11 protein-coding genes are annotated in these 12389 nt (G+C 55.4%); 6 read left to right on the top strand and 5 right to left on the bottom strand.

Going from position 1 to position 12389, the window contains the following annotated elements; all coding sequences use genetic code 11:
• Window positions 1–10 precede the first annotated feature (10 nt).
• Together PCOSP_RS09915 and PCOSP_RS09910 are read right to left on the bottom strand one after the other, a co-directional pair.
• A complete protein-coding gene (locus PCOSP_RS09915; protein WP_464710966.1) occupies window positions 11–886 on the bottom strand; it encodes a hypothetical protein in 876 nt (291 codons plus the stop codon).
• Between the two features lie 171 nt (window positions 887–1057).
• Window positions 1058–2161, bottom strand: coding sequence for a site-specific integrase (locus PCOSP_RS09910; protein WP_464710964.1), 1104 nt, complete (start codon window positions 2159–2161; stop codon window positions 1058–1060).
• Window positions 2162–2263: 102 nt separating this feature from the next.
• Here PCOSP_RS09910 and dusA point away from each other — a divergent pair, with 102 nt between their 5' ends.
• The 4 genes from dusA (at window position 2264) to tal (ending at window position 8282) form a co-directional block, all read left to right on the top strand.
• Window positions 2264–3283 carry a tRNA dihydrouridine(20/20a) synthase DusA gene (gene dusA / locus PCOSP_RS09905; RefSeq protein ID WP_464710963.1) on the top strand — a complete coding sequence of 340 codons (1020 nt, stop codon included), beginning with the start codon at window positions 2264–2266 and terminating at the stop codon, window positions 3281–3283.
• 168 nt (window positions 3284–3451) lie between these two features.
• A complete protein-coding gene (locus PCOSP_RS09900; RefSeq protein ID WP_464710961.1) occupies window positions 3452–5188 on the top strand; it encodes a DEAD/DEAH box helicase in 1737 nt (578 codons plus the stop codon).
• Window positions 5185–7173, top strand: a complete 1989-nt coding sequence (locus PCOSP_RS09895) for a UvrD-helicase domain-containing protein (RefSeq protein WP_041021917.1) — start codon at window positions 5185–5187, stop codon at window positions 7171–7173. Before PCOSP_RS09900 ends, PCOSP_RS09895 begins: the two co-directional genes overlap by 4 nt.
• 182 nt (window positions 7174–7355) lie before the next feature.
• Window positions 7356–8282 carry a transaldolase gene (gene tal / locus PCOSP_RS09890; protein ID WP_139648767.1) on the top strand — a complete coding sequence of 309 codons (927 nt, stop codon included), beginning with the start codon at window positions 7356–7358 and terminating at the stop codon, window positions 8280–8282.
• A gap of 209 nt (window positions 8283–8491) precedes the next feature.
• On the opposite strand, the gene rssC is transcribed toward tal, so the two are convergent.
• The 3 genes from rssC to PCOSP_RS09875 form a co-directional block, all read right to left on the bottom strand.
• Window positions 8492–8974, bottom strand: coding sequence for an anti-sigma factor antagonist RssC (gene rssC / locus PCOSP_RS09885; protein ID WP_139648769.1), 483 nt, complete (start codon window positions 8972–8974; stop codon window positions 8492–8494).
• Complete coding sequence (rssB, locus tag PCOSP_RS09880) at window positions 8974–10155, bottom strand: two-component system response regulator RssB (RefSeq protein WP_139648771.1); 1182 nt, start codon at window positions 10153–10155, stop codon at window positions 8974–8976. Before rssB ends, rssC begins: the two co-directional genes overlap by 1 nt.
• A 343-nt stretch (window positions 10156–10498) precedes the next feature.
• Window positions 10499–11188, bottom strand: a complete 690-nt coding sequence (locus PCOSP_RS09875) for an MlaA family lipoprotein (RefSeq protein WP_139648773.1) — start codon at window positions 11186–11188, stop codon at window positions 10499–10501.
• 202 nt (window positions 11189–11390) lie between these two features.
• Between PCOSP_RS09875 and PCOSP_RS09870 the strand changes: the two genes are divergently transcribed.
• Entirely contained in the window at window positions 11391–12011 is a 621-nt protein-coding gene (locus tag PCOSP_RS09870; RefSeq protein ID WP_139648775.1) for an HAD family phosphatase, read from the top strand.
• Between the two features lie 111 nt (window positions 12012–12122).
• Window positions 12123–12386, top strand: coding sequence for a DUF4404 family protein (locus PCOSP_RS09865; RefSeq protein WP_041021911.1), 264 nt, complete (start codon window positions 12123–12125; stop codon window positions 12384–12386).
• The last annotated feature ends 3 nt before the right edge of the window (window positions 12387–12389 follow it).

The following is a 12389-nucleotide window of genomic DNA, read 5'->3' as shown; positions in this document are numbered from 1 at the left end:
ATCACAATTTTTAGAATGGGACGCCCGTAATCAAAGACGTTTCTGGATCAGAGAATAAATATTTCTTGATAGAGTTTGGACCATTCCTCACCAACACTTCATTATCCGTTACCGAGACAAGCGTACCAATGTCTTCACCTTTTACGAACAACACTTCTCCTTCAGTGAAAGCTTCATCATTAAAATGAAAAGTAGCCAACCGTGTGGGAGTGATTCGTCGAGGCTTATTACTGGGGACCGAGGACGGTCGCACAGACTCCAAACCTGATATACGAGAAGATATATCCTTTAGAGATTCTAGAATAACACTCGTCTCATTGGAAAGTTCAATTTTATGAGGAAGAGGTGCAGGCTTTACTCCTAACAGTTGAATCATCGAATTAACATCATGAGGGTTATCAGCCGTTTCAGTAATCGATTTCTGAATACGATCCCTTTCTTTTTGCACTTCATCGATACGTAAATTATGATTATATTCAGTATATCTTAGACCTTGTATGTCGAAAATTTTAGGCGTTTTAGTATCTTTGATCAATACAGTGGGCAAATTGAACGCTTGACGCACACCAAGCTCATATAAAACATTGGGATTTCTACCACTCAAGTCACAAATAACCATATCACTTTCGAGTATTTTTCTAAGAATATCAATTATGATATAATTACTCGCAGCAACAATATCAGCACGATGAACTTCATACCCAGCCTTCTGACACGCCGGACTGATTAGATGATCATAAACCCGTAAAAAATGTCCAGCCTCATAACCATCCATATCGGCTATCGGCATGATTACAAAGCAAGTTTTTCCCTTTGCTACATTAGTCTCATCAGCATTGCCAATTTTACCTGATGTATCACTATTCGCCTTAGCCTTTTGCGTCATGTGAAATCCTTTTTTCTTCGCTATGATCGGGGTATGTTTAAATGAAAAAAATCTCACATAAACGCGATTGCCACTCCCTCTACGCGGACCGAAGCGATTCGCTCCGCGATATCATAAAGCTACTATCGTTAATGTTTTCTGTCTAGCTAATGCAGATAAAAGAAATGAACATCAGCAGGATGTAGAACCGGAAACCTGTACCAGCCACTTCCAGCCCTGATATTTGTCTCCACGGCCACGCAGGTGTGTATAACGGCGCAAAGAATTCCAATCTCTATGGCCTGAAACACTCGATACCCTAGGAATATCCCAGTCCATTTCAAAAAGCCGACTCACCCCCTCATGCCGCAGGTCATGAAAATGAAGATCCTCAATTCCCAAAATCGGACAGGCACGAGTGAACGCAGCCGAGATTGACCTACCGTTGTAGGGGAAAATTTCCTTCTTCCCCTTGGGCATTGTCTGCAGGATCGCCCAGGCCTCGTCTGGTAAATGGCACCACACATCATTGCCAATCTTCTGACCAGGGTTCTTCATATCCCGAACCAAGACGGCTTGCCGTGACTCATCTAGATCGTCCCAATAGATCCGCGTAATCTCCTCCTGCCGTCGCGTCGAGAACAGCGCAAAAGCGATGATCTTCGGCATTGGAATAGAACTATTACCTCTCGCATCCCTTTCAAAGAAGTACTCCATTAACTGGTTTAGCTCGTCCAGGGTGGGTCTGCGGTCTCGTTCCTTACTTTTTGTCACCATACCGAGCTTACGCAACACCCTACGCGCGTCAGACATCGCAAGCGGGTCGACCTCGTATCCCCAGGCCGGCCGTGCCACTGATAACACCGCCCCCAAATGCGATAGATCATTCCCTACCGTCTGCGCCTGGACTCCACCTCCTTCCTTGCTCATACGCCACTGCGCAAACTCCACCAGCTTCTGACTGTTCAATGCCGAATCATCGACCTCTCCAAGCCACGTCTCCTTGATCGCCGTCAGGGTGGCACGCTTCGTCCTCCCCAATGGCCGAATCTTCTCGTACTCGTCCAGGTACTGATCGATCATCTTTTTGACCGTTACGCCCTTTCGGTTTGCGCGCTCAATGGCGCCTGGTGCGGCCAGCTCCGTCTCCCGACGCTTGATCCATGCTTGAGCGACCTGCTTACGGTCGAAGGTTTGGCTTTCCTGATAAACTGTCTTCCCGTCCCGATTAATCCGTATCTGCGCCGTATAGGCCGTCGAATTGTCCTTGCGCTTGCGTGATGTGATCGTGCCCATATCCAGTTGCTACATTGCTGAGACCGGTTGCTACAATGTAGCAACCGACATGCAAAAACAAGGAAAAATGGGTAAAAACCGCTGTATAAAAGATCAGTATCAATGAACTTAGAAAAACCTGAAGCCCCCGTAATCATTGAGTCATCCCGGAAAGGGCCGTCCCGTCGCTTCAGCGTGGCGCCGATGATGGACTGGACAGACGCCCACTGCCGCTACTTCCTGCGCATCCTCTCCAAAAACGCGCTCCTCTACACCGAAATGGTCACCACCGGCGCCCTGCTCAACGGCGACCATGAGCGTTTCCTGCGTCATCACGAAACCGAACATCCCCTGGCGCTCCAGTTGGGCGGCAGTGTCCCGGCGGATCTGGCCGCCTGCGCGAAGATGGCCCAGGAGCATGACTACGACGAGGTCAACCTCAATGTTGGCTGTCCAAGCGATCGGGTGCAGAACAACATGATCGGTGCGTGCCTGATGGGGCATCCGGGGTTGGTGGCCGATTGTGTGAAGGCGATGCGTGATGCGGTGTCGATCCCGGTGACGGTCAAGCATCGGATCGGGATCAACGGGCGGGACAGCTATGAGCAGCTGTGCGAGTTCGTTGGCACGGTGCGCGAGGCCGGTTGCACGAGTTTTACCGTGCATGCGCGGATCGCGATCCTGGAGGGGCTGTCACCGAAGGAGAACCGCGACATCCCACCCTTGCGGTATGACGTGGTGGCGCGGTTGAAGGCGGATTTTCCGGAGCTGGAAATCGTGCTCAACGGCGGGATCAAGACACTTGAGGCGTGCCATGAGCATCTGCAGACCTTCGACGGCGTGATGCTGGGACGCGAGGCGTACCATAACCCCTATCTGCTGGCCGAGGTCGATCAACAGCTGTTCGGCAATACCGCGCCGGTCATCACCCGGGCCGAGGCGCTGGCACAACTGCGACCCTATATTGCCAATCACCTGGCCGCTGGTGGGGCGATGCACCATATCACCCGTCATGTGTTGGGCCTGGGCACTGGTTTTCCAGGAGCGCGACGGTTTCGGCAGTTGTTGTCGGTGGACATTCACAAGACCAAGGATCCGTTGGCGCTGTTGGACCAGGCGGGGCAGTTGCTGGAGGGGCGTTAATCCGCGCATCTGAGGCAAGCATCGTCCCAGGTGAAAACTCGCTGAGCTGCAGTTGCATTCAATCGTGCGATCGGGCTCGCGTGAGGATATTGGATCCATATCGCTCGCGCCTCGCTTCAACAGTATGTAACACTGTTGTGCCATCACCGTTCAGGGAAGAATATCGCCATGCAAGGGCAGCATCCGCTTATTAAAAAGCTTTTTAAATTTATCTATGCCGAGCGCGATGCGAACCTTCAGCAACTTTTGCAAACCTGGCAGCGCCCCTTGCATGAGAAGCTTGAAAAGGGTTTGACTCAGGGCTTCACGCATCTAGAAAGAGCCGACAAAGCTACTTGTCTTTGGGCGCACCTTGATGAGAGCGAATCACGCTTTCGTGAAGGGGATATGCTGCGTTTGCACCTTGGCGATCCGTCTACCGGGCTGTTGTGCGCCAGGATGACCTTTGAACGCGAAGAAGAAGGGCGATGGCTGCTGAGCGAGAAACTGGCTAATACGGTATGGGACAACTACCAGGGCGGACCTGCCTATGCGGATATGGACGCGCTGGATCTGACGCCCCGCTATGAAAAGACCCTGGAAGATATTGCAGATTCAATCAATACCGACAACCTGATTATCCCGCTGCTCGGCGATGCGCCAGCCATCACGTTCAACGACGCGGACCTGGATTACGCTGAACGTTTCGCCATCCAAAACAAGTGTAACGAACATCAAGCCCGGGCTGTCGCCATGGCCTTTGCCGCTGAGCAAATTGCTTGCATCCAAGGCCCACCCGGGACCGGCAAGACCCGTGCACTCGCGCTTATTGCCCAGCTACTGGTCGAGCGTCAGGAACGGGTATTTGTCACCTCTCACACGCACATGGCTATCAACAATGCCCTTGCAAAGATTGCCGAGCGCAACATACCAACGGTGAAGATTGGTGGCCGTCCTGAGGATGTAAGCAAAACCGTTGACTGGGCAAAAACACCCGCCGATTGGGAGAACCTGCCTGCGGACGGCAGCGGCTATGTCATTGGCGCGACTCCGTTCGCCACCTGCAGCCAGCTTGAACATTTCAAATTCGACACGGTGATCTTTGACGAAGCCAGTCAGATTACCCTCCCCCTCGCGCTGATGGCCATGCGCAAAGGTAGACGCTTTATCTTCATTGGAGACCAGAAACAACTGCCGCCGGTGCTGTTGTCCCAGTCGGTCCTTTCTGGCGAATCGATGTCGATCTTTGGCCGTCTTACCTCACAAACAGCCGACCACACGGTCATGCTTGAAGAAACCTACCGGATGAATCAATGGTTGACCGAATGGCCGAGCCATAATTACTACGAAGGCAAGTTACGTGCGGCGGGCCCCAATAAAGACCGACGCTTCAACTACGTTGAGGTCGAGTCCCCGATGGATCGCGTCTTTGATCCAGAGGCAAGCGCCATATTTATTCCCACGACTGACAGAACGGCAAAAACCCGAAACTTTCGGGACGCTCAGCATGTACTTGAACTCTGCAAAGTCGCCCATGCCATGGGTGTCGCCCCGGCAGATATCGGCATTGTCACACCTTACCGGGCTCAGGGCCGGGCGATTCGAACGTTATTGACTCGTCATTTTGGACGCGAACTCGCCCAAACCATCGTCGCAGATACCGTTGAACGCATGCAGGGGCAGGAACGCGAACTTATCATCGTGTCATTGGCCAGCGGCGATGAGGCATTCCTTGGTGCTGTCGCAGAGTTTTTCTTCCAGCCTGAGCGACTGAACGTTTCCATCACCCGGGCGATGACCAAATTGATCATTATCGGGCCTGAGCTGGCCCAGGGGATTGAGTGCAGTAACAACGTTACGCAGCGATGGGCCGGTGAGTATTTGAGTCTGATCAGTCGATGCCGCAAAGTGGTACTGCCCCTATGACACTCTTTATCCCTGAATGGCAGCGCAGCACTGGCGCCTATGTTCACGTTAAACGTACGTTGCGCAAACTGGATGATAACCATGTTGTACGCCAGTGCCTCGCTCGGGAAGCCTGGGCCCCTGACTTCTTCCTCCAACATGCACAACATCAATGGCTGGCTACGGTGTTGTGTGAAACCTCTTTTGACACACTAGACCCCGATCAACTGTTCACCGCTACCGAACAACAGACCTTTACAGAGCTGGTTTCGCACCTCGAAGCGACTGAGCCCGACAAGATGCCGGCCGGGCAGCGACTCGGCAAACTGATCATCATGTGGAACTGCACGCCCGAACAGACCAAACGCCTGTGGCAGCACTACTCAACGCCTGACGGCCCGCGGCTCATGTCCAAGAGCACCTTTATCGAGCTTGGCCACGAACAATTGCCCAAGTTATTCAGCTCGCTGAGCCGCGAAGCCAGCGACACGCTCATGGGGCACTATTTTCCAGAAGCCGAAATACCGGCAATCTGCACGACCCGCCGGCATTTCTCACGAGATAACTCAGCAAAGACCACACGTTATTTCCTGGACACACAGCAAGAGTGGGCCAGTAAGTTGGACTTGGAGTTGCCTGAGGAACAAACGCAAACCTTGAATGATTTCTCAGTGCGACTGGTCAATGGCGTTGCCGGAAGCGGAAAGACATTGATTGCCGCTAACCGGGCGTTGATCTTGGCGAAAAAATTTCCAGATCAAAAGATATTGATGCTAATCCACAATGTGCCGGTGGTTAAAGACCTCAAGCACCGCTTGAAAAAGGCCAGCCCGGAGGGTTTGCCGCGCAACCTGACAATCGTGACCGCGCTGGCATGGATACGACAGCAATGGGTGAACCATTTTGAGTTGCAACCAGAGATGGTATTCCCTAAAGAAGTCACCAGCCAAATTGGCCATTATCGGAAATCCTTTCCGGACTTGAAGCCCGGGAATGAACAACTCCTGGACGAGTTCGACTTCATCAATGAGTCATTGATTAGCGACGAGCAAGGCTATCTGGACGCCGAACGCGCCGGCCAAGGGTTTGCCCTGCGCAAGGAAGAACGGGGCCAGGTATGGGCGCTCTACGGGCAGGTCACTGATGCACTGCGCAAGCAAGGCTCTCGTTTATGGAGTTCATTGTCCCGGGATCTGTGTCTGACGAAGCTCGACAAGCTCGATAAGTATCAACACATCCTGGTAGACGAAGCCCAATTCTTCGCGCCGACCTGGTTTCAACTAGTCAAAAGCACCTTGGCCGACTCCGAAGGCAGCCTGTTTTTATGTGCCGACCCCAACCAGGGCTTTTTGAAAAGCCGACTCAGTTGGAAACGTGTCGGCCTGGATGTGGCGGGTAAAACAAAGAAGCTTCATCACTCCTACCGAACCACTCAGGCCATACTGCGGGCAGCCGGTCTTGTTTTGGCCGAATTTACCCAAACCGACCCGGACGATTATCTGCAGCCTGATTTCAATGGCATGGACGAAGGCATCGCCCCGCTATTGATCCGATCGGACACACCCCAGGATGCGGTTATACAGGCCTGTAACGAGATAGCCGGCTACTTGCAAACCCAGCAGATCAATCTATCGAACATGCTTGTGCTATATGGCCGGGACACCAATAAGAAGCTGCTGCTCAAGGCGTTGAGCGATCGATTCGGTTCGCGCAAAGTCTGGGATCTGAACAGCATGGAGTCCGTTCATGTGGACGCAGATAATCTGCGTGTTTCCACAGTGGACACCGCTACAGGGCTTGAAGCCAGTATCGTGTTGCTGCTGGGCCTGGAAAAGCTCATGAGAGAAACGGCTCAAGAGGGCGTGCTTTCTGCCCAGGAGCGGGAACAGAATTCGCGCAAACTCTATATGGCAATGACAAGGGCGGGCCAGCGATTGATCCTGATCTCGACGACGCTACTGCCAACAAGTATTGCGGGCCTGTTCTTGAACACACAACATGCATGACCATCAGGCGATCGTGTTGAACCTGCACGCGGTTTTGGCATCGTATCTACCGGTACCTGCCCCGCCCTTTCAAACAGCCGTTTTCAGGTTGTTGCCACCGGGGCCATTGATCCCCGCACACGCCCTTGAGTGGCCGCCGGCCCTCGGGTAATGTCAACAGACCCATAGGACAGAGCACGCTCATGACTTCCAAGCTGGAACAACTCAAGCAATTCACCACCGTCGTGGCCGACACTGGCGACTTCGAAGCCATTGCCCGCGTCAAACCGGTAGATGCCACCACCAACCCTTCCCTGCTGCTGAAGGCCTCGGCGATGCAAGGCTATGCAGAGCTGTTGAACGCCTGCGTGGCGGACTGCAAGGGTGATGTGGGCCTGGCCAGCGACCGCTTCGGTGTGGCGGTCGGGGGAGAGATCCTGAAGGTGATTCCAGGGCGCATTTCCACCGAAGTGGATGCGCGCCTGTCGTTCGACACCGATGCCATGCTGAAACGTGCCCATCGCCTGGTCGAACTGTACGACAAGGCCGGCATTGGCCGTGATCGCGTGCTGATCAAGATCGCGTCGACCTGGGAAGGCATCCGCGCCGCCGAGCAACTGGAGCGTGAAGGCATCCAGTGCAACCTGACCCTGCTGTTCTCCTTCGCCCAGGCCGCGGCCTGTGCCGACGCCGGGGTGTTCCTGATTTCGCCGTTCGTGGGACGTATCTACGACTGGTACAAGAAAGCCAATGGCAACGACTACACCGGTGCCGATGATCCAGGCGTCCAGTCGGTGACGCGCATCTACAACTACTACAAGGCCAATGACTACAAGACCGTGGTCATGGGCGCCAGCTTCCGCAACCTCAACCAGATCGAACAACTGGCCGGTTGCGACCGCTTGACCGTCAGCCCGGAACTGCTGGAAAAACTGGCCGCCGACGAAGGCAAGCTGGAGCGCAAGCTGGCGCCAGGCCAAGCCGGTGAAGCGCGCTTGAGCCTCAATGAAGCGCAGTTCCGCTGGTTGTCCAACGAGGACGCCATGGCTACCGAAAAGCTGGCAGAAGGTATCCGTCAGTTTGCCCGGGACCAGGAGAAGCTCGAGGCGTTGCTGCAAGCCAAGCTCTGAGCTGATTCACAGGCATGCAAAAGGGGGCGAACCTTGATGGGTTCGCCCCCTTTTCATGTTGGAATGGCTTGGCTTCGCACTGAGGGATTGGACGACAGAACAGACGTCATCGCGAGCAGGCTCGCTCCCACAAGTTTCGCGTAACCCTCATCAACTGAGTACAGCCCAATCCCTGTGGGGGCGAGCCTGCTCGCGATGGCCCCCCTGGATCAGGGACGTTCCAGCGCGTTCACCAGGTCATGGAACGCTTCACGATTGGATTCGTTCAGCCCCATGAGGATCTTGTGGGCTTCGAGCACCTTGATCCGCACGTCTTCCTCGGACTGGTCCTGGTCAGGCAGGTCATCCAGGCACTCAGGGCACGGCACCGGGTCGCTCACGATGTTGAACACCTGATCGAAACCCATCGATTGCAGCAGACGGGTGATGTCGTTATGGGTGGTGACGACGGTGGGCAGCAAACCGACCTTCTGCCGCGACAGGATCGACAGTTTGGCCAGCAGGCCTAGGGTGGTGCTGTCGATACTGCGGGTTTCGGTCAGGTCGATCACGATGGCGCTGAAATTCAGCGCGGTGAAGATCCGCTCAATAGTCGCATCCAGCGCCGAACACAGCGTCAGGCGCACTTCACCGACAAACTTCAGGACAAATGTGCCGTCCTGCTCGGCGAACTGGATTCTACCAGTACTCATCAAAGGTTCCTGCTCAACACTAACAGGGCGATATCATCCGGCATCTCCCCTAGCGTGGCTAATCCAAACACTTGGCGCAAGCCTTCCAGGCTGCCGCCCGCTGCGCTCACCCGTTCAGGCAAGGCCGCTTCTTTCTCTTTGAGTGTAGGCTCTGTCAAAAGATCCAGAATGCCATCAGACATCAGCGTCAAGCTGAATACCGGCGGCAATTCCAGCACGTGGTCTTCGTAGGTTGCCTCATTGAACAGGCCCACCGGCAAACCACGCCCTTCCAGATACCGAACACTGTCTGGCGTATACAACACAGGCAACGGCAGGTGACCGCCGATGCTATAGGTCAGCAAGCCCGTCTCCTCGTCGATGACTCCACCGACCATCGTGACGTGCTTACCCAGCTTACAACTGATCAGGCCCCGGTTGATATGCCCCAGGACCTCAGACGGCTTGAACTCTGGCAGCGTGCCGTTGCGCTTGGACTCGAACAGCAGCCGCGTGGTCATGAACTTCAGCAGCACCGTGACGAAAGCCGACGAAGCACCATGGCCGGAAACATCCGCCAGGTAGAACGCCACCCGTCGCTCATCGACCCGGAAATAGTCCACGAAATCCCCCGACAGGTACAACGACGGGATGATCTGGTGGGCAAACCGGAAATCGTCGACGGCCCAGGGGCTGACCGGCAACATGTTCATCTGCACCTGGCGCCCGGCGTTCTGGTCTTCCTGCAACAGGTTGAGGCTGGCTTCCAGCTCACGGTTGGCGGTTTCCAGCTTTTCCCGATAACGCTGGTTTTCTACCAACAGCCGCGAACGGTCCAGAGCCCGGCGCACCGAGTGCTCGAGCACTGCCAGGTCTTCGAGAGGTTTGATCAGGTAATCCGCCGCGCCCAGGCGCAATGCCTCGACCGCGTCATTCATCACGCCGGCACCCGACACCACGATGACCGGTGTCTGCGACGAAATTCCGGTGACCTGGCGAATGAGCTCAAGTCCGCCCATCTGCGGCATGCGCAGGTCGCAGATGACCAGGTCGGGCTTGTCTTGCTCGAATACCTGAAGACCCTGTTGGCCGTTGCTGGCCTGCAGGACGCTGAAACCACTGTCTTCCAAGTAGGCTGCGAGACTGGCTCGCACCACTTCGTCATCATCGATTATCAGCAGCGTGGCACTGGTTTTTGGCATGTGGGCAAACGGCGCCAGAATTAGGTTGGCGTAGTCGGCTGGGCCATCTGGCCTTGCACGCACTACTGGATTCGCTTTCTAGCCTCTCTGTCGTACCGGCTTCAGGCCTTTGCCCTACACACGATTACATCAGAGGTGCCCTTCTAAGGCGCAGACGGTACTCCCATCCGCGGGGCGTTTCAAGCTCATGCGAATAGCCGCTTGCCGTCTTTATTTGTCAAAGTACAGAGAGTTATAAGAACCGAGCGAAGCGTAACTCAATGGAAGGACAAATCGGCCGGACAACGCGCAAAAGCGCGGAAGGCGGCCTCCAGGGCCGCCTTCCGTTTGTCTCTGGATCGAATCAGAAATCGTCTTCGACCTGGCCATCCTTGACCTTGAACTCGCGGTTCTGCAGGTAGGCATTACGGATGAACACGTACTTGTCGCCGCTCACCAGTTTCTCGGCCGACAACAGGCTGGCGCGGGTATCGACGACGTTCAGACCGAAGATGGAGTTACGCACCGACACATTGTCGATGTAGGGATAGGGCGTGGTGTAGTTATCGACAAGCTTGGCCGGCGCATCGCGCAGCGTGCTTGGCCCCAGCAACGGCAGCATCACGTAGGGGCCGCTGCCCACGCCCCAATAGCCGAGGGTCTGGCCGAAATCTTCATCGCTACGTTGCAGTCCCATCTTGGTGCCGACATCGAAGAAGCCCAGCAAGCCGAACGTGGTGTTGAAGATCAACCGCGCCGTGTCGACCCCGGCGGAGGCCGGCTTGGCCTGCAACAGGTCGTTAGCCAGGTTGCCCACATCGCCGATGTTACGGAACATGTTATGGATGCCGTCTTCAAGGAACTGCGGCGTCACATACTGATAACCCTGGGCCAGTGGCTTGAGCGCGTAGGTATCAACGGTGTCGTTGAAGGTGAAGATAGGACGGTTGATGCTTTCCCATGGATCTTCTTCCGTAGCGGCCTGAGCGGCGAACGGCACCAGCAACACACTGGCGGAAAGAAACAACTGAGCTAGGCGATGGCTCCAGCGCATAGGGAAAACTCCTTGGTTCATTCAGGCAAGGGCGCCGAGCCCAGGCGGTAAGATGGTGGGTAGTATAAGGTGGAAAGCGCCGATAGGCAGCATGGAAAAGAAGCTGCTCGTAGGACATTTCCACGACCCGACCCTTTCATTTCTCTGTCACTGGACTGTCATTGAAGCACGCTAGGCTCGGCTTATTTCAAGGATGACCCCAATGCCCCGCGCCGAAGCCCTGCCCCTCCCCGCTCCCAGCCTCACCGCCGTACTGTTTGGCCTCAGCGGATGCCTGGTGGACTTCGGGGCACGCACTCGCCAACCAGGGACAACGCCGGCCGAACATGCGCAACCGACACCCGGCGCCCTCGAAAGCCTGCGGCACCTGCAACTGCAAGAAATTCCCTGCGCCTGGCTCGATGAACTGCCGCCAGCCGTCAGTCATGGCCTGGCAGCGTCGTTACCGGCGTGGATCAAAGCGCCGCAACTTCCTGCAACAAATAATCCGTGGCCGGCCCCTCATGCCTGCTGGCAGGCACTGATGGCGCTGAACGTCCAGCAATTGGACGGATGCGTATTGGTCAGCGGCGAACCCCGTTTGCTGCAGTCAGGGCTCAACGCCGGCTTGTGGACCATCGGGTTGGCCTCCTGCGGCTCGCTGTGTGGCCTGACACCCAGCGAATGGCAAGCCCTGAGCCAACAGCAGCGGGAAATCAGGCGCGCCAAGGCCACGGTAGAGCTGTTCAGTCTGGGGGTGCATTCGGTCATCGATCATCTGGGCGAACTGGATACCTGCCTGGCAGACATCGGCCAGCGTCGGCTCAAGGGCGAGAAGCCCTGACCGGGATCATGCAGGGAACGTGAGGGTGGATTACTCTTAGGGCAAGCCATGGACTTTTGACGCACTGCCGCGGTCCATGGCTGTGCCTATCAATTATGGGAGTTAATGCCAATGGCGCGCCTCGAACTGCAAGAACAACTCAATGCCCTGCGCGAGCAATTGGACCAGAACCCGCCCCTGTCCGAACCTGAGCGCGAAAACCTGCAACAACTGATGGCTCAGATCGAAGCCGAAATCCAGCTGGAGAACACCCTTCAGGACACCAACCTGGTGGATGGCGTGAACCTGGCCGTGGAACGCTTCGAAGTCAGCCACCCGGCCGTTGCAGGGACGTTGCGCAACATCATGCTGACGCTGGGCAACATGGGGATCTGAAAC

Source organism: Pseudomonas sp. MAFF 730105 (assembly GCF_055380705.1).
The sequence above is the reverse complement of the archived record's forward strand: the minus strand, read 5'-3'. Positions and strand labels throughout refer to the sequence as shown.